This is a genomic window from Streptomyces sp. NPDC049687, assembly GCF_044465285.1.
Taxonomy (GTDB): Bacteria; Actinomycetota; Actinomycetes; order Streptomycetales; family Streptomycetaceae; genus Streptomyces.
The window spans coordinates 39180-57097 of the sequence record NZ_JBITLN010000006.1 but is presented as its reverse complement, the minus strand read 5'-3'; the positions used below and the strand labels follow the sequence as shown (position 1 = coordinate 57097).

The following is a 17918-nucleotide window of genomic DNA, read 5'->3' as shown; positions in this document are numbered from 1 at the left end:
CGGTGCCGAAACCTGGCCGGGAAACCAGTTGTCAGAGGTCGAGGACCAGGCGGTCACCCCTGGCTCGGGAGACGCAGATCATCATGGTGTCGCCTGCGGCGCGTTCCGTGTCGTTCAGAACCGAGTCGCGGTGGTCGATCTCCCCGGCCAGCACCTTGGTCTCGCAGGTTCCGCAGATTCCCTCCTCGCACGACGTCATCACCGACACACCCGCGTCCCCGACGGCCTCGAGGATGGACATGTCCTCAGAGACCAGCAGCTTCTTGCCGGACTGGGCCAGCTCGACCTCGAAGCTGCTCTGCGGCCCGGCGGTGAGGTCCTGCTTCGGGGCGAAGCGCTCCAGGTGCAGAGATCCGCTCGGCCACCTCTCGCAGCCGGCCTCGACCGCCGCGAGCAGTGGTTCCGGACCGCAACTGTAGACGGCTGTCTTCCGTTGCGGCTTGCCGAGCAGCGAAGGCAGGTCCAGCAGCCCGTATTCATCCTGCGGCCGCAGGCTCACCCGCTCTCCGTAGGCCCGCTGCAGAGTCTCACCGAACGCCATCGAAGCCCGGGTGCGGCCCCCGTAGACGAGGCGCCAGTCGGCGCGGGTCGCATTGACTGCTGCCACCATGGGCAGGATGGGGGTAATGCCGATTCCGCCTGCGATGAAAAGGTAGTTTTTGGCCTTCAGGAGCGGAAAGTGGTTGCGCGGCCCGCGAATGCGCACCGCCTCACCTTCACCGAGAACGTCGTGCACGTAGCTCGACCCGCCGCGGCTCTCCGGTTCACGCAGCACCGCGACCTGAAGGCGGGACCGGTCCCCCGGGTCCCCGCACAGTGAATACTGCCGGACCAAGCCGGCTCGCAGTACCAGATCGATATGCGCTCCCGGCTGCCATTCCGGCAGCGGACGGCCCTCCGGGTCGCGCAACGTCAGCAGCACGACACCTTCGGCCACCGTTTCCTTGCGTTCCAACACGAGACCGAGCTCGACTTCGGTGCTGAGAGTGCTCATTATCCGCCTTTCCATTCTCACAGTGACGATGTGGTGACGCGGTTCTTCCCTGACCGATCAGGACGGGAAGCAACGGCCGAAGTCGCGCAGCAGTCGGGGGGATCCCTGCAGCTTGATCTGGCGCCGCACCAGTGCCCACGCCAGCAGCGACGGCTTGCTGAGGAAACGCAGCCAGGTGCGCGTGTCGGCGGTGATCCTGAGATCCGGCTCACCGTGATGTCCGTCGGCGACATCGAGTTCGCGGTCGCGGATCGTCACGGTGATCTGCCGGGACTCGTCGCCGGTGAACGTGAAGTGGTAGGTGGCGGACATGTCCTTGGCCTGTTCGCGCTGAAAGATCAGCGGCAGGCCTTCCACCAGACCGTCGATGCTGTTCGCGCGCAGGCTCATCGCGACATGCTTGGTGCGCTTGTTGGGGAACCGGTCGGCCACGTGCTGCTCGGCGTCGGAACCCGGGACGACGTAGACGGTCTCTTCCTTGTCCATCAGCGGGCGCACGACCTGGGTCAGATGCGCCTTGCGATCGTCCAGCCAGGGACCGATGACGTCCTCGCCGGCCGGGCACACCGACATGCAGTAGGCCGCCTTGTAGTTGGCGCCGAAGGACAGGCTCTGCCACATCGAGGCGCTCTCGCTGTCACTCACGCGCGATCGGTAGTCATGGGCGTCACGGCTTTCGGCGACCTGTTCGGCCCAGTCACCGAAACCACCCATGAACTCGCGGTAGTTGTGCGTGTAGCAGGCGGAGAAGTTGAAGTGACCGTCGGAGGCGATCGCTCCGGTCGGGCAGGCCGTCACACACAACTTGCATTCCAGGCAGGGGTTGTACTCGATGGGCCGGGTGTATTCGCTGACCTCGGCGTCGATGAGGATGGTGCCCAGCAGGACGAAGTTGCCGAATTTGGGGTGGATGACGTTGCGGTGGATACCCATCTTGCCGAGCCCGGCCGCCACGGCGACCGGCTTGTGCGAGACGACCCACGCCTTTCTGGGGAACTTGTCCATCTCCATCGGAAAACCCATCGCCGGGTTGATGGCGCGCACGCCCATCGCCTCCAGCTCGCCCACCACGTGCCGGGCGATCTCGTTGGTGTGGTCGCCGGTGTGATGGAATTCCAGGTTGGCGACCGAGCGCGCGGGAGTGCGGATGTTCTCCCGGTTCATTCGGGTCACGAAGCTGATCAACGTCCGGACACCCGGCAGCGCGGCGCTGAGGTCCTCTCGCTGGTCGGCGATGTCCGGCCGGTCGATCTCGACGAAGCCGACGTCGTCCGCGCCCGCGTCGAGACACAACTGACGTAGCCACGACGCGTCCAGTGGCTCGGCGGGCCGGGCGGCGGAGCGGTCGCGCCGACGGGCTTGGACGACGGTGGGATGGTCTTCGAGCTTGTTCTTGGCCATCGAGCGTCACCTCACGGGGCGGGGGACATACGAGTTTCATGAAGCAACTCGAAGCCTAGCCGTGTGAGTTTCATGAAGCAACTCGTGGTCGATTTGTGATCATTCCGTTGGGCCTTCTGCTGGCCTTGGGTGCAACTGCCCGACGCAGGAGGGGAGTTCGGCTGTCTCCCTTTGCCGAACCGCAGGAACGGTCCGTACTTCGAGCGGCTACGACAGCGGTAGCAGGGTGCGCTCTGGCAGTCAGAAGGCCGGCTTTTGTTCGGAGCTCTTATCGCGGCGCGGGGGTGAACTCCGACTGCGGGCCGACTCTTGCGCGTGCTCCAAGGGCGAAACGACCAGCAAGATCCGCCTCGCCGCTGACGGGAAACGCCACCCGCCGGGATGGCGTTCGTCCTGAACGGAAAGACAGGTCACCGACAGCGCGCAGTTCAACCCTGCCCAAGAAAGGAGCGGGTCGGCCGGCGTGTCGGCCGTCCTTACTTCGGTACGGACGACGGTCGGACCGGTGATGCCGCGTGCGCAGCGGGGAGAAAGCGCGGGTGGCCCCGCCCGTGAACCGCGGTACAGATCTCTCCAAGGAGAGGAGCAGCATTGAGCGCCTGATCGACAGGCTCAAGGCCGAGAAGCGTTTCGGATGTCAGGCCGACGAGTCGGTGAGTGCTGGTCCGGGAAGCAGGTGAACCGCGTCCGGGCCCACCGCTTGTCCGCAGCGGGTGCAAACGAGCCGTTCCCGAACGTTGCCTCCGCATCCCACGTGGCTCGTGATCCGCGGAGGGCCCGCCGGATCCTCGGCGTGCTCATCGCCCCAGTGCATCAAAGAAAGCACCGCGGTGAGCAAGTCCTTGGCCTTGCCCGTCGGCCGGTACTCGTAGCGGGCAGGCCGCTCCTGGTAACAGACCCGCTCCAGCAGCCCGTCGTCGACCAGCTTGGAGAGGCGGTTGGTGAGTACATTGCGGGCGATACCGAGGCTGTCCTGGAATTCCTCGAACCGGCGCAGGCCAAGCTGCGCGTCGCGAATGATCAGCAAGGTCCAGCGCTCGCCCACAACCTCGAGAGTCCGGGCGATGGAGCACAGCTGACTGTCGTATGTTCGGCCCAACATGCTGCGAATTTAGCACGTTGCGTCAAGCAACTGATAACTTCGAGCGTGAGGTCGCTCGCCCTCGGGGCGGGCGGCGAGCGCAGCGGCTCGGTGGACGGCGTACGCCGGGCCGCGTGACGGCGTCGTGGAATCAATCTTCATCCCGCACCACCCCGGAACGGAACGAGGTGACCACGGCGCTCCGGGGGGCGGTCACGCCACCGCGTTCAACAGGTCGGCCAGCACGTCGGGGCTTTCGAGAGCCATGAAGTGGTCCGCTCCCGGCACCTGGGTGAAATCGGCGGCAGGCAGCAGCCTCCTGTTCGCTTCCCGGTCCGAGGGCCGGGACCAGTCGTTCTCCCCGTAGACGAAGTGGACGGGGGCCTTGACCTGGGGGTAGCGCTTGCGGGCCGCGATGAGGCTGGGCATGTTCCGGTACAGAGCGCGGGCAACGGTCGGGAAGCCGGGACGCCTGCCCACCCGGAGGAGCTCGTCCAGGTAGTCCTCCCGGAAGGCAGTCTTGTCCCCCACGCCGCCCTGCAGGATTCTGCGAAGAATGGTCCTGGGCTCCTGCTGGGCGATCACCGGACCCACTCCCGGTGTGGTGATCCCGCCGATCACCACGCGGGCGAGGAGGCTGGAGCGGGCGATTCCGTCGCGGTAGTCATACGCGTTCACGGCGACGACGCGTCGTACCCGTTCCGGGAGATCGGCCGCGGTGGTCAGGGCGAGCACCGCGCCCATGGACTCACCGACCAAGGTCACGTCGTGCAGGTCGAGTTCGGTGAGGAGCCGTTCGACGCCCGCGCGCATGGCCGGCTCGTCGTAGGAGGCGCCGGGCACGATCTCGGAGTAGCCCATCCCCGGCAGGTCGAGGGCGTACACGGTGTAGTGGTCCGCGATCAGGGGGATGAGGTGGCGGAAGTGCTCGGCCTGGGTGCGCACGGTGTGCAGCAGGACCAGGGGGGCACCGGTGCCCGCCTTGAGGTAGCGCAGCGTCCCCTCGCGGCTGTCACGTCCTGCCCGCGGGGCGATGGTGTGGCTGGTGGTCCCCGGGACGTGGATCGTGGGGCGCGGTTCCTGGCTGGGCATCTGTCTGTGTCTCCCGCCCCTACTTGGCCAGCTGGGCGTACAGCCCGGCCAGGTCGCCGGCCAGGCCCGCCTTGACCTGGCGCGTGAGGTCGTCGGCGAGCACCTCGTACGCGCCCGTCTCGACGCCGTCGAGGGCGAGTGCGGCCACGTCGCGCGGGTCGGACTTGGGCGCGTCGACGCCGGCTGCCAGGTCCGTGTCGACGTATCCGACGTGCAGTCCGGTGACGGCGATGCCGCGCGGCTGCAACTCCAGGCGCAGGGAGTTGGTCTGCGACCACAGGGCGGCCTTGGAGGCGCTGTAGGAGCCGCCGAGGGCCAGCCAGGAGAGCACGGAGTGCACGTTGAGGATGTGGCCGCCGCCGTTGCGCTCGATGACCGGCGCGAAGGCCCGGGTGAGCAGCAGCGGGCCGTAGAAGTTGGTCTCGAACTCCCGGCGTACGTCGTCGACCGGGGAGTCGAGGAAGGAGGCGCCGACCGCGGCACCCGCGTTGTTGATCAGCACGGTGACGTCCTGCGCCTGTGCGGCGGCCGCCGCCACGGAGGCCGGGTCGGTGACCTCCAGCGCCACCGGGACCGCGTCGGGGTGCGTCACGGTGCGCGGGTCGCGGGCCGTGGCGTAGACCTTGCCCGCACCTCGCACGTACAGCTCCTCCACCAGCGCCTTGCCGATGCCCCGGCTGCCGCCGGTGACGAAGACGTTCGCGCCCTTCAAAGCGGTCATGGCTGCCTCCACTAAAATCGGAAACCGTTCGGTTTCCACCACAGTAAACCGATCGGTTTTCTAGCGCAAGTACAAGCGGGAACCGCCGCGGGTCGGTGAGGCATCGAGCTCTGGCGGGAAGGCGACTTCCTCAGCCCCCTCGACGCCGCCCAGCACGACCTGCCGGCCTTCCCCGCCTTCCCGCGTGAGACGCGACTCCGAGGACGACCGACCGCTGCGGCAAGCCGCCCTCAAGCCCCCTCGGGCCGCCGCGTGCAATCGGCCGCACAGGTCGGGATTGAGGGCGCCGGCCGGCCCGGCGGAGATGACAAGCCGCGCCCGCGAGGCGGACCTAGTGGCGCACGCAGCATGTGACCAGCTCCCATACGCGCTCGAGAGGTCACAGCTCGGACAAGGACACCACCTCGCCCGGTCCATCACGCCTCGCTCCGGATCCCCTGCCGTCCGGCGGAATCCATACCGCGAGAAGCCTTGACGTCCGGGCCCCGGCTGCGTAGACATGACCGCGCGGTCAGACCGAGTGGTCGCACGGTTGACCACATTCGTTGCAAACGCAGGGCCGTCGGGAGACTTCATGGCACCAGGGGTAGGGCGCAGCGACGGCTCCTCCGTGCCGCGCAGCGCGGACGTGGCCCGGGTCGCCGGGGTGTCCCGCAAGACGGTGTCCAGGGTCCTGAACAACGAACCGTACGTCTCCGAGGAGGCCCGCAGAAGGGTTCTCGCAGCCGCTGAGGAACTCGGTTACCGGTTGAACCAGGCGGCCAGGGCTCTGGCCTCCGGACGTACCGGCGCCATCGGCGTGGTCGCCCTGGGAACCGCCGGGTACGGGACCGCCTCACTGCTCGTGCACATCGAGCGGGCCGTGCGCGACGCGGGTTACGCGCTCCGCGTGGTCAACACGCCGGACGGCGACCCGGTCGGGATCGCCGGCGCCGTGGAGTCCCTGCTCGAGCAGGGGGTGGACGGCATCGTCGTCTCCGAGCCCATCGTGGAGGGCGAGGTCGGTGTCCGCGTCGACGTGCCGGTCCTTTTCCTGGGGGCGCCGCCCGCGTTCTCCGCCGTCCGGACAGTGACCATGAGTGTGGGCGCCCACGCGCTGGCTCGAGCCGCCACCGAGCATCTGCTGGATCTGGGGCACACGACCGTGCACCACCTCGCCGGTCCGCGACGGTGGTACGCAACCAAGGACCGCATCGAGGGATGGCGGGCGGCGCTCGCGGCGCGAGGCGCTCACGAGCCGCCGCTGCTCAACGGTGACTGGTCGGCCGCCTCCGGCCATGCCGTGGGCCTGTCGCTGGCCTCGGACCCGTCCGTGACCGCTGTGTTCGCGGCGGGCGACGAGATGGCCATCGGCCTCATCCACGCCCTGCAAGAAGCAGGGCGTCGCGTGCCGGAGGACATCAGTGTCGTCGGCTTCGACGGCAATCCGGTGTTCGCCTACGTCTCTCCTCCCCTGACCACCGCACGCCAGCCCTTCGAAGCCGCGGCCCATGAAGGAATCCGCCTTCTCGTGCACGCGATCGAGAAGCCCGACACCGACCTGCCGCAGGCGATCGACCCACCGGCCGAACTCGTCGTGCGCCGCTCGACCGCGCCTCCGCTGTCCCACACCGACACACCGGAACAGCGCACCACCTGACAGCGCCCCGGCAGAAACGCCGTGACCCAGTCGTCCACCGCCAACGGAGCGGCCGTCATCCAGTGGGGCGACGCCGGTATCGACAACCAGCTCTGGAAGATCGTCCGCGTCAACTGATGCCTCGCCCCGGAGGGCAAGCGGATCAACCATGGCGCACCCGCTCCCCTGGCCCCGGGCCGGAAAGTCCACGGCCAGGGGAGCGACCGGCACAACGGGTCGATGGCCGGCGCGTCGGCCGCCCCAAGCAGGCGGTACTCGGCACACGGCACTGCGCTCGGGGCGGACGCGCACCCGGAGTGAATCCGCAGGGTGTAGTCGCGTCACCACTCGCACGAGGGTCTCACCGCACTGCGGTACCGCATCGAGACCACGCCTCGGCGCGACACTTCCCGGGCGGCGACTGCGGCGTCGCGTCACATCCGCAGCCGCTCGCGCACCATGTCCTCGTTCCGATCAGGGTGGTCTCCAGCGCTGTCTCGTCGGCGACCAGCCGACTGCGCCGTCCCGGTCCCGGCCTGGCGTCGCGTCCGGACCTGGACCGATCTCGGCCTGCGCCGCGGCGTCGCCATGGTGAAGGCCCCCGCCGCTCAGACACTCCCGGCCTGGGTAAGGGCTTCACGTAGTATTACCCGTGGGGGTATGTACGAGGAGGGGTTTGTGGAGCTTGAGCTGGCAGGCGCGGAGTTGCGCTCGGTGCTGAACCGGCTACGCCGAGCTCAGGGGCAGATCTCCGGGGTGATTCGGATGATCGAAGAGGGGCGCGACTGCGAGGACGTCATCACGCAGTTGGCCGCGGCGTCGCGCGCCCTCGACCGGGCGGGTTTCGCGATCATTGCGACCGGTCTGCAGCAGTGCATCGTGGAGACCGGCAACGGGGTGGACCGCGACGAGACCAAGGAACAGATGCGAACCCGGCTGGAGAAGCTCTTCCTCTCCCTTGCCTAGCCACCACCCACAACGGGCGCTGCCGAGGGGGATGACCAACTCTCAGTGAACTGAGCACGGTTACTCCGGCGACACACATGCAATGCGAGCGGTTTGCCCCGAAAAATCACCAGGCCGGACACCTGTCGCCGCCAGGCCGACCGACAACCTGGCGATGAGCGCCCACTCCCCGTGGTGAGCGCGGCACTGACGCCCCTTCACCGAAGCCACGGGTAAGCAGCGCGGACGCAGCGTCGGCAGTACGGCGACGCGCGACCGGCGCCGGCCATTACTCGGTCAGCCGCAGTTCGACCAGGTCAGGCCAGCCCACGGTGCCCATCAGCAGCGAGCGGCCGGCGATACCGGGTAGTAGGCGCACGCCACGCTCGCCGACTCGAGACCACCACTGACGCAAGCGTTGCGGACGCGAGTCTCCACCACACGGGAGATCCAGAACGCAGGCCCTCCCTCGCTCGCAGAATTACCCCCGGGGGTATATGGTCGCACTACAGAGTACCCCCGGAGGTATACAAGAACCTGACATGGGCCGAGCAGACCGCGAAGGAACTGGCCGCGAACAAGCGCATCGCGGGCGTGACACCGGCTCTGTCGGCCGGAGACGGCAACTCCCTGTCGCTCCTCAAGGCCGTACCCAAGGTGGACCCGTCCTTGGCGAAGACCGTGGAGGAGTTGCGCAGCGACCTGCCCCGTGGCGATCTCGTGGGTGGCGCAGCCGTTGAGAACCTCGACATCCGCTGCAGCCACAGCTGACCCGATAACGGCGGTCCCCGGCGCGCCCGGGCCGCCACACCCTGCATGTCCCGAACCGCAACCGAAGGAGAATGACCCATGTGCCAGCGAGCCGTCTGCCGAAAGTGCCAAGGCATCACTTACCGGGGCTGTGGCATGCACGTCGACCAGGTACTGGCCGGCGTCCCCCGGTCCCAACGCTGCACCTGCACCCAGCAGGAAGCTCCGGCCGGAAACCTCTGGAAGCGCCTCCTCGGCCGGGGTTGACCTCCGACGAGGCCCCCCTCGGCCACCACATGAGTCGCGTCTTGCCAAGCTCTGCCCGCAGGACCGGGCCCGACTGGTCCCCCTGCCTACGAGCCGGGAATCGCCGGGGTGGCGTTGGACGATTTCCATGTCGATGCCGAGGGTGGCGGCGTGCTCGACGAGGTGCTGGCGGTAGCCGCCGTCGACCCAGACTTTGCGGATCGAGGGGTGGGTGGCGGCGACCTGGTCGATGAGGTGGGTGCCGACGACGGAGTCCTGCACGCTCGCGGCCGTGACCAGCACTGCCAGGAGTGGTCCGAGTGTGTCGGTGACGATGCTCCGTTTGCGGCCGACGATGTCTTCTTCGCCGCGTCCGTGCCCTGCCCGGCGGCCGGGACGCGTTTCTCAACTGACCCGCCACCAGCGCGAGTTGCTCGGCAGCCCAGGGTTGCCAGTGATTGCAGAGTTGGGGGTATGGATGGGGCGGGGACGGTTGCTGCGCTGGGCTGCCTACGCTGGGCTGGTGAGTGTCCTTGCTGCGGGGACAGGATGCACGGATCGTTCGGAGGGGGCAGAAGGGCCAGGCATGTCGGCCGCTGCCCGGTCATACCTGTCGAAGGTGCTGGACATCATGGCGAACCCGACCCATACGTCGGCATGAAGTTCGACTGATTGAGCCTCGGCACCTTCCCGACGACCGCAACACCTCGCCGAAGATCGCCCCACTGGGACCACCCCAGTGGGGTGATCTTGTTCTCGGTGATCGGCACCTTCAGTGCCGGACCCGTCGGCGTTTTCAGCGTCGGCCAACACCGCCACCAGGCGCGACCCCACACCAGAGGATCAAACGCCAATTCCGGGATGAAACATCGTGAGAAAACGACCTCTGAGGCTTCGGAGCCGGAGTCGTCCGAGCAGGCGGTCAGCAGCAGGGAGAGCGAGAAGCGGCGGCGGTCACCGGAGAAACCGCTACTGCGCCACTGCGGCGGGCGTAAGCGTTTGCTGTTGTGGACCGTATGACCGGAGGGGCGGGATCAACGAGGGGAAGACGCCGGTCTGCGTCGGCTCACTCTCAAGAGCGTTACCTTCGAGCCGTTGACCTGCGCCATTCTAGTCGTCTCCCGATGCCTGAGAACCCTCCCCTGATGCGGCAGTGAGGGACAGTCAGCCATGGACCGTCCTTCCCCGGCTCTGGCGTGGAATACGTTTACTGCCTCTCGGCAACACTTCCGTGTACGGGCAGCTCGGCGCGGGCCAGTGTCCGTGTCGCGCCGCGTGCGCCCGCGGTGACGACGCGGGCGCCGGGTCGTCAGGCGGGCTGGACGGTGATTGTGCGGAGGCGCTTGGTGGCCCGGGTCAGGGCTACGTACAAGTCCCTCTCCCCACCGGGGCGGGCCATGATGATCTCCTCGGGGTTCACGACGACGACCCCGTCGAATTCCAGGCCGCGTGCTTCCGACGCCGGCACGATGCGTGCGTGGTCGGCGATGCCTTGGGCCGTCAGCTCGCGCACCCTGGTGTCCGCGCAGATCACTCCCAGAAGCTCGCCCGGGTGCGTGGTGCTCTGGGCACGGAGATCCTGAACGACGGCGGTGACCAACCCGTCCGGAACTGTGGTCATGGTGCGAGGGCTCTCACCGCTTCGCAGTGACCGTGTGGGCTTCTGGTCCGGAGCGATCCGCGTGAGCAGGTCCCGGACACTCTCCAGGATCTCCTGAGTGGTGCGGTAGCTGACGGTCAGGTTGTGCAGTTTGAACCGCGGTCCGACGTGGGGGCTCAGCGCTTCCTTCCAGTCGCGTGCTGTCGCGACCGGGCCTGCCTGGGCGAAGTCACCCACCAGCGTCATCGCCCTTGCCGGGCAGCGGCGGACGATCATCCGCCACTGCATTGCGGTCAGTTCCTGCGCCTCGTCGACGACGACGTGCCCGTACGTCTGCTCGGGGGGGCCGTCGACCAGGCTCGCCGCCTCGTCCAGCAACGGCACATCGGCATCGGTCCACGGGTCGTCCGGACCGCGCAGCAGAAGGGACCGCTCCTGCGCGGTCAGGCGGGGCAGGCGCTCGGCGAGAGCACCGGCGTTCGTCAGGAGCGCCTTCACGAGGTCACCGGGTACCAGCCGCGGCCACAACACCTCGATCGCTCGGTCGACGCCGGCGTCGTCGAGGAGATCGGCTCGGATGGCGTCCAGGTCCAGCTCGTGGACCGGACCCGAGTCGGCCGCGCCTTCGGCGCGGCGCTGGGTGGCTCCCGTGAACCGGTCGAGGTCCATGCCCGTCATCCTGGCGGCATCGGCGTCGATCTCCTCCAGGAGGTCGCCCATGTCTCGTTGCATCGCGTCGGTGACGGCGTCGACCAAGAGCTCCTTGAACACCTGGCGCGCGGGGTTGTGCCCCGGTGCGGCTGCCACGGCGGCGTCGCGTGCCCTGGCGACTTCGTCGCCGGACAGGTGAACCAGTTCCTGTCCGACCCGCACGGTGAAATCACCGGCGGGGGCTTGATGGGCGCGCAGCAGGCCGGCCAAGGCGTCGGCGAGGTCGGAGCTGCCCTTGAGACGCGCCGTCTCGAACGGGTCCACCGTGTCCGTGGACACTCCGGCAAGTTCCCGGCAGGTCGCCAGAACGACGTCGTTCTCTCCGAGCGAGGGAAGAACCTGGGAGATGTAGTCGAGGAACCGGGCGTTCGGGCCCACCACCAGGACACCCTCCTCCGCGGCGCGCGGGAACGCGTACAGGACATAGGCCGCCCGGTGCAGGGCGACCACCGTCTTGCCGGTGCCGGGTCCGCCCTGCACCACGGTCACCCCGCGGTGGGCGGAGCGGACGATCTCGTCCTGCTCGGCCTGCAACGTCGCGACGGCCGCCTGCATCCTGCCCGTACGCCGTGCCGACAGAGCCTCGGTCAACGGGCCGTCCCCCACGACGTCCTCGTCGGTCGGGGCGGTCCCGTCCAGCAGTTCGTCGCTCACCGAGATGACCGTGCGCTCCTCGAGGCGCAGGTGCCGGCGCCGCCGCAGATCCATCGGATGGACCGGTGTCGCCTCGTAGAAGGGCCGCGCCGCGTTCGCGCGCCAGTCCACGAGCAGCGGCAGGTCATCCTCCTCCGTATGCAGTCCGATCCGCCCAATGCGCAGGGCCGTGCCATCCGTCCAGTCGATGCGCCCGAAGACCAGCCCCTTTTCGGCGCCCTCCAGCCGGCCGATTTCCTTGGCCAGACGCTCGGCGGCGATTTCTCTCTCGTATGCCTCACCGGGGCTTTCCGCCGGGGCCTTCAGCACATTCGCTCGGTGTGCTCGCGCCTCGGAAAGCCGCTCGGTGAGCAACTCATATAAGGAGGACACATAATCCCGCTCCGATTCAACCGCCCGCACAGCGGGATCATTCACTTTCGACAAGGGGGCTCCTTCGATTGGAGCCACACCATACGATCAAATCCCCCTACAGATAAGTCTTGACTTACTTGGTGAGCCATGGCCCTACGACTGAATCCAGACGCTGACCGTACGGCGTATCACGCATTCCGCCGTTCCGCATATCGCTAACTGCGCTTCCGATGCCCGCCTGCCTTATGGCGAGCCGCCTTCCGAACGTATTCCTCACGCCGCACATCGCCGGCTCCCTCGGCAACGAACCGGCGCGCCTCGGCGGCACGGTCGTCAGCCCTGGTTCCGCTACGCGCGCTGCCCGCCCGACGTGATGCACACCCGCCTCCCGCACCACATGGCCACGACCGACGACAGCGGTCCGCGGTCGCCCCGGTACGCCACCGGCGTCTACGGCGTTGGCGGCCTCACCGTTCGGGCGGCGACGGCGTACCCGCGGACGGTACGGCGACGGTCACCGTCGACGACGCTCCCACCGCCGTGCCGCACAGAGTAAACGTTTGCTGTAGTTGGCGGACCGGTAATCGCTTCTGAGGGTCCGCGAGGATGCGGAGTGCAGTAACGTCAAGGCGTGACAGCGAACGGACATGGCTCTACCGCGCCTCCCAGCCCCAAGGCCGCCACGCGTCGACGGAAGAACCAGGCAGGTGAAGAGCGCCCCAGCACGATTCGCGATGTCGCCGAACGGGCGGGCGTGTCGGTAGCAACCGTTTCCAGGGCCCTGGCCGGCAACTATCCCGTGTCAGCCGCCACCCGGGAGCGCATCATGGATGCCGTGGAGGCACTGCACTACGTGGTGAACGTCCACGCCAAAGCTCTCTCCGGGCGGGTCGCCGGTCCCATCGCCCTGGTTCTGCAGGACATCACCGGGCCGTCGCTGGCCCATGTCGCCGCTGGGGTCGAGCAGGAGGCAGCCCTGCGGGGCCGACTCAGCCTGGTCTGCGCCACTCACGGAGACACCGAACGCGAGGACGACCTGGTGCAGTTGATGCGTGAGCAGCACGCGGCCGCGGTCGTCCTCGTCGGCGGGGCGGTGCAGGACGAGGCGTACTTCCAGCGCATGGCCGAGTACGCGCGGGCCCTGCACGCCGCCGGATCCCGTCTTGTGCTGGTGGGCCGCCCGCCTCTGCCCGGGGATCTCCCGGTGACCGTCGTGGAGTACGACAACCGCGGGGGCGCCTTTCAGGCCGCTGACCATCTGCTCGTCCAAGGCCACCGGCGCGTCCTCTTCCTGGGCGGCGATCCCCGGCTCAGTACGGGGGAGCAACGGCGGGAGGGCCATCTCCACGCCCTGCGCGCGCACGGCGTGGAGTACACGCAGGAGCTGGACATCCCTGGTCCGTACACACGCGTCTCCGGCTACCAGCGCACGAGGGACGCGCTGAACGCGGGGGTCGACTTCACGGGCGTCGTCGCGGGTACCGACATGGTGGCCCTCGGCGCGCTGGCCGCGCTCCGCGACGCCGGTCGGAATGTCCCCCGGGACATCTCCCTGGTGGGCTTCGACGACGTCCCCTTCGCCGCGGACCTCAGCCCGTCGCTCACGTCGGTCCGGGTGCCCTACGAGGATCTCGGCCGAACGGCGGTCCGGCTCGCGCTGGAACGCAGCGAGCGCGTCAGCGGCGACGACCACGTCGTCCTGAGTACGCAGCTGGTGATCCGGCAGTCCGTACGGCGCCCGCGTCCGTAGACGGTAAGGCCGGTCGGCCCTGCTCACGAGCCCGTAGTGCCTCGCCGGCCAACGCGTCCCATTCCGCGTCGGCGGCGGGAAGGGGGTCACCCGCTGCGGCGATCACCTCCGCGAGAAACCGGCCGGTGTCCTCGGCGACGCCGAGGAAGCGGGATCCTCCGCCGAGCAGCCCGGCGGCCATGGCCCCTTGTATGGACTCCGGCGCCGACAGGAGGGTCAGCCGGGCCGCTATGGCGGTGGGAGTGAAGCCGTGGTCGGCGAGTGCGACCAGCACCGTCTCGAAGAGCCGCACCTCGCCCGGGCTGGGGCGACGCCGGGTGGCGAGCCAGAAGGCGAGTTCCCCCAAGCCGACGTGGCTCATGAGCCCCTCCGCCAGGTCGTGTCCCAGCAGGCCGAGGTGGTGGCGTCAAAGAATCTGACCGTTGTACGGACGCCTGTCCACTCCAATCCTCACAGTGGGCCGGTCATGTTGCCGGAAACGGCCTGAGCGTGCCGGAAGCGGCTCGAACCGTCGATCGATCCGGTCCTTCCGCTCTACGACCCCGAGAAGCCCGACAGGCCGGATCGGGCCGCGGTGTTGGTGGCGGCACTGCCGACGCGAACGCGTTGCTGATCTCGTCCCCGGCTACCACGGCACGGTCTCCAACACGGTGAAGAACGCCCTCGACTACGTGGAGGACCGGCGGGAGGGCTTTCCGGCCTGCCGGTCGATCGCATCGCCGTCGCCCAGGTCGGCAAGCGAGCGTGGCCACCCTGCAGACTCTCCGCACCTGCGGCACATCCTCTGCGGGGTCGCCGATCCGATGGGCGCGGGAACAGAAGGGGCCCTGGATCCGGCACATGCCCGAAGCGCTGACGGCGGCGTGACTGTGGGGCAGCGTTTCCCGCTGCCCGGCTGCCCCACAGTCACGCCGTGAGCGGGTTTTCTGCCGCCGGAGGAAGCGGCGATACAGTGTCGGACAACCATCCGGTGGGCGGCCGATCGGCCCGTCCGCCCATCTCAGAGGCGTGGAGGACGAGGGATGCGTCGGGACGCCGGTCCGGATTTCATCGAGGCTCTCGCCAGGGGGCTAGACGTCCTGCGGAGCTTCCAGCCGGCCAGGCCGCACATGACGCTGAGCGAGATCGCCGCCGAAACGCAGTTGGCCAGGCCCACGACGCGCCGCATCCTGATCACGCTCCAGGCACTGGGATACGTGCGCAGTGACGAGATCGGTTTCTCGCTCACGCCCCGCGTGCTCGAGCTCGGCATGGCCTACATCGGCTCGCAGAACATCTGGGAACTTGCGGAGCCCCATCTACGGGCACTGAGCGTCCGTACCGAGGAGTCGTGTTCGGTCGCGCAGTTGGACGGCTCCGACATCGTCCATGTCTCCCGCGTCGTCATGCCCAAGCTGGTGACGTTGTCGGTGACCATCGGCACCCGCTTCCCCGCGGTGCGGACATCTCTCGGAAAGGTGCTGCTGGCGGCCCTGGACGGAGCCGAGCTCGACCGTGTGCTCGCCCTGCCCAGCCGGTCGGGGATCACACCCCGGCATCATCCGCAGCGCGACGACCTCGACGAGATGGTGCGTGACGTACGGGCCAAGGGGTGGGCCGTGAGTGATGAGGAACTCGCCCTCGGCATCCGCTCCGTCGCCGCGCCCATCCGTAACGGACAGGGCCGGACGGTGGCGGCCGTCAATGTGAACGCCCACGCCGCCGAGACCTCGGTCTCCGACCTCCTCGAGGACTATCTGCCCCCGCTGCTGCGAGCCGCCGGGGACATCAGCGCCGACTGGGCCGCGTGGGAGGCCCGTCCCATAGCCACGGTCGCCCCCCGGTCCGGCTGAACCGGCCCACGGGGGACGCTCGGGTTTCGGCTCTGCTGTTGTCGGCTCTGCTGTTGTCGGGGCAGGACAGGATCGGGAGGCAGCCGTCACCCTGTGCGCGACTCCCAGCGGACGCAGAGCCGGCGTCACTGGGTCGCGAACAGTGGCACCGACGTCGGTCTGCCGTTCAAGGGGCAGGCGCAATCGACTGCCTCACGCGCGCGGCTTGTTGTCGTCAGCGGGCATGCGGATCTTCTGCACTTGTGGTCGGCCGGAAACGCGTCAGCCGGTCATGGCCTCGCGGACGAGAGCGGTGTCGACGAACTGTTCGAAGCGGACGATGAGCCCGCCCCGTACGACGAAGTGGTGGGCGACGCGGACGTCGACGGGTTTGCCGGTGGCCTTGTTGGCGGCGGTGTAGCGGGCGAGGACGACGACGTTCTCGCCGTCCACGACGTAGGTGTCGTCGTGGGCGGTCCAGCCGTCCCAGTCCTGGCCGAGCTTCTCCATCACGTTCGTCGTGACGCCGTCGGGGGTGCGGTAGGTGCCGGCGAGGGGGAAGCCGGCCATCTCGGTCCACTCCACGTCGGGGGCGAGGGTGGCGCGCAGGGCCTCCAGGTCCCCGGCGGCGGAGGCGAGGTACTGGCGGCGTACGACATCCGCAGGCGCGGTGGATTCGGCGAACTCGGCCATGGTCAGCCCCACTTCATCTCACCCTTGGCGACCTTCGCACCGATCTGCGCGGCGATCAGCATGCCGTGGTCGGGGTGACGCCGGACGAGCGCGTCGGTCAGGGCCGCGCCGTCGGCCGCCTTGCCGAGCTCCTCCTCGAAGGCGGTCAGGTAGTCGCGGGTGGCGGTGATGGCGGAGGCGTCGGCGGGGGTGCCCGGCAGGCGGTGGCCGGGGACGACCAGCTGCGGGTCGAGGGCGGCCATCTCGTCCAGCAGGTCGATCCAGGCGGCGCGGTCGCCGGGGGTGGGGGTGTCGGCGACCCAGACGTGCTCCTGCTGGAACAGCAGTACACCGCCGAGGAGGGCGCGGTGCTCTGCCTGCCACAGGTAGTGGCGGTCGGGCAGTGCGGCCGGGCCGCCCTTGAGTTCGAAGCGGTGGCCCTCCAGGGTCAGTTCGTCGCCGGTCAGCGGGGTGAGGTCGACCAGGCGGGAGGGGAGGTTGGGGCCGAGCGCGGCCCAGGCCTTGAGCTTGCCCTCGTAGGAGTGCTGGATGTGCTCGATGGTGATCGGCGTGGCGACGAAGACGGCGTCGGGGAAGGCGTCGGCGAGGACTTCGGCGCCGAAGTAGAAGTCGGGGTCGCCGTGGCTGACGAGGACGGTGGTCAGGCTCTTGCCGGAGTCGAGGATCTCGGCGGCCAGGCGGTGTCCGTCGGCGCGGGTGAAGCCGGCGTCCACCAGCAGTGCCTCGTTCTCGCCGGTGACGAGGGTGGCGGTCTTGTTCTTGCTGCCGGCCGGGAAGTCCAGGTCGAGGACCTTGAAGGAAAGAGTGCTCATACGGGGCTCCTTGTGCAAGGGAAGGGGGGTGTGGACGGGGGGAAGCTCAGTGAGCGGTGAGGCGTTCGTCCATCTCGTCGGCGGTGGCGTGGCCGTAGGCCAGCGGGGCGACGGAGTGTCCTTCGACGGCCAGCAGGGTGGGGAATCCGGTGACCCCGAGCTGGGCTGCGCGGCGGAAGTCGGCGTGGGCCGCGGTCTGTGCCTCGGGTGCTTCGAAGGCGGCGACGACGGCATCCGTGTCGAGTCCGGCCGCCTGGGCGACCGTCCGGTAGGTGGCCGCCTCGGACAGGCTCAGTCCGTCGACGTAGAAGGCGTGCTGCAGAGCCGCCGCCAGCTCCACCGCTCGGTCGGGGGCCACCTGACGCACGGCCGCGACGCCACGGGCGGCGGCCTCGGAGTCCATCACGAACGAGCCGTCGGCGACAAGCCGCTCGTACGCCTCGCCGAACTCGGCGCCGGTCAGCTCGGCGATCTTGGCGTTCGCGTCCTGGACGTAGCCGAACTCGCGGATCGGCACCCGGCGCGGACCGGTGAACAGACCGCCGGAGACCACCTCGACAGCAAGTCCGGGATGACGGGAGACGACCTCCCGCAGGGCGCCGGAGAACCCATGCGACCAGCCGCAATAGGCGTCGAAGACGTAGACGAGCTTCATCGAAGACCTCAGCAGAGAGCAACGCCCGCC

At 68.6% G+C, this 17918-nt stretch carries 15 protein-coding genes and 1 pseudogene; 5 read left to right on the top strand and 11 right to left on the bottom strand.

Annotation, left to right across the window (positions count from 1 at the left end; translation table 11 throughout):
• Positions 1-31: 31 nt before the first annotated feature.
• The 5 genes from ACIBVL_RS19780 to ACIBVL_RS19760 form a co-directional block, all read right to left on the bottom strand.
• On the bottom strand, positions 32-994 hold the full coding sequence (locus ACIBVL_RS19780) for a PDR/VanB family oxidoreductase (protein WP_399098488.1): 963 nt from the start codon (positions 992-994) through the stop codon (positions 32-34).
• A 57-nt stretch (positions 995-1051) separates the two neighbouring features.
• Positions 1052-2395, bottom strand: a complete 1344-nt coding sequence (locus ACIBVL_RS19775) for an SCP2 sterol-binding domain-containing protein (protein WP_399098487.1) — start codon at positions 2393-2395, stop codon at positions 1052-1054.
• Positions 2396-3032: 637 nt separating this feature from the next.
• Positions 3033-3440 carry a winged helix-turn-helix transcriptional regulator gene (locus tag ACIBVL_RS19770; RefSeq protein ID WP_399098486.1) on the bottom strand — a complete coding sequence of 136 codons (408 nt, stop codon included), beginning with the start codon at positions 3438-3440 and terminating at the stop codon, positions 3033-3035.
• Positions 3441-3689: 249 nt separating this feature from the next.
• Positions 3690-4568, bottom strand: coding sequence for an alpha/beta fold hydrolase (locus ACIBVL_RS19765; protein WP_399098485.1), 879 nt, complete (start codon positions 4566-4568; stop codon positions 3690-3692).
• A 19-nt stretch (positions 4569-4587) separates the two neighbouring features.
• Entirely contained in the window at positions 4588-5289 is a 702-nt protein-coding gene (locus ACIBVL_RS19760) for an SDR family oxidoreductase (RefSeq protein WP_399097601.1), read from the bottom strand.
• 574 nt (positions 5290-5863) lie between these two features.
• Between ACIBVL_RS19760 and ACIBVL_RS19755 the strand changes: the two genes are divergently transcribed.
• The 3 genes from ACIBVL_RS19755 to ACIBVL_RS19745 all read left to right on the top strand — a co-directional run bounded on the left by ACIBVL_RS19755 (position 5864) and on the right by ACIBVL_RS19745 (position 8623).
• Complete coding sequence (locus ACIBVL_RS19755; RefSeq protein WP_399098484.1) at positions 5864-6928, top strand: LacI family DNA-binding transcriptional regulator; 1065 nt, start codon at positions 5864-5866, stop codon at positions 6926-6928.
• A gap of 657 nt (positions 6929-7585) precedes the next feature.
• Positions 7586-7873, top strand: a complete 288-nt coding sequence (locus ACIBVL_RS19750; protein WP_399098483.1) for a metal-sensitive transcriptional regulator — start codon at positions 7586-7588, stop codon at positions 7871-7873.
• Positions 7874-8446: 573 nt separating this feature from the next.
• Positions 8447-8623: a hypothetical protein gene (locus tag ACIBVL_RS19745; RefSeq protein ID WP_399098888.1), complete on the top strand. Its 177-nt coding sequence runs from the start codon at positions 8447-8449 to the stop codon at positions 8621-8623.
• A 357-nt stretch (positions 8624-8980) separates the two neighbouring features.
• On the opposite strand, the pseudogene ACIBVL_RS19740 reads toward ACIBVL_RS19745, so the two are convergent.
• Positions 8981-9246, bottom strand: a pseudogene (locus tag ACIBVL_RS19740) (transposase); the annotation flags it as partial.
• Between the two features lie 911 nt (positions 9247-10157).
• Positions 10158-12239 carry a HelD family protein gene (locus tag ACIBVL_RS19735; protein ID WP_399098482.1) on the bottom strand — a complete coding sequence of 694 codons (2082 nt, stop codon included), beginning with the start codon at positions 12237-12239 and terminating at the stop codon, positions 10158-10160.
• Positions 12240-12798: 559 nt separating this feature from the next.
• On the opposite strand from ACIBVL_RS19735, the gene ACIBVL_RS19730 reads away from it, so the two are divergent.
• Complete coding sequence (locus tag ACIBVL_RS19730) at positions 12799-13917, top strand: LacI family DNA-binding transcriptional regulator (RefSeq protein WP_399098481.1); 1119 nt, start codon at positions 12799-12801, stop codon at positions 13915-13917.
• Here ACIBVL_RS19730 and ACIBVL_RS19725 read toward each other — a convergent pair.
• A complete protein-coding gene (locus ACIBVL_RS19725) occupies positions 13844-14278 on the bottom strand; it encodes a hypothetical protein (RefSeq protein WP_399098480.1) in 435 nt (144 codons plus the stop codon). The two genes, ACIBVL_RS19730 and ACIBVL_RS19725, sit on opposite strands and share 74 nt — an antisense overlap.
• A 661-nt stretch (positions 14279-14939) precedes the next feature.
• Between ACIBVL_RS19725 and ACIBVL_RS19720 the strand changes: the two genes are divergently transcribed.
• Entirely contained in the window at positions 14940-15749 is an 810-nt protein-coding gene (locus tag ACIBVL_RS19720; RefSeq protein ID WP_399098479.1) for an IclR family transcriptional regulator C-terminal domain-containing protein, read from the top strand.
• Between the two features lie 261 nt (positions 15750-16010).
• Here the strand turns inward: ACIBVL_RS19720 and ACIBVL_RS19715 are convergent, their stop codons facing one another.
• Genes ACIBVL_RS19715 through ACIBVL_RS19705 form a run of 3 tightly spaced genes read right to left on the bottom strand, consistent with a single transcriptional unit; the run spans position 16011 to position 17888 of the window.
• Positions 16011-16421 (bottom strand): nuclear transport factor 2 family protein, encoded by a 411-nt coding sequence (locus tag ACIBVL_RS19715; protein WP_399098863.1) that lies wholly within the window; start codon positions 16419-16421, stop codon positions 16011-16013.
• Positions 16422-16423: 2 nt separating this feature from the next.
• Positions 16424-17233, bottom strand: coding sequence for an MBL fold metallo-hydrolase (locus ACIBVL_RS19710; protein ID WP_399098478.1), 810 nt, complete (start codon positions 17231-17233; stop codon positions 16424-16426).
• A 46-nt stretch (positions 17234-17279) separates the two neighbouring features.
• On the bottom strand, positions 17280-17888 hold the full coding sequence (locus ACIBVL_RS19705; protein WP_399098477.1) for a DsbA family protein: 609 nt from the start codon (positions 17886-17888) through the stop codon (positions 17280-17282).
• Positions 17889-17918: the final 30 nt, after the last annotated feature.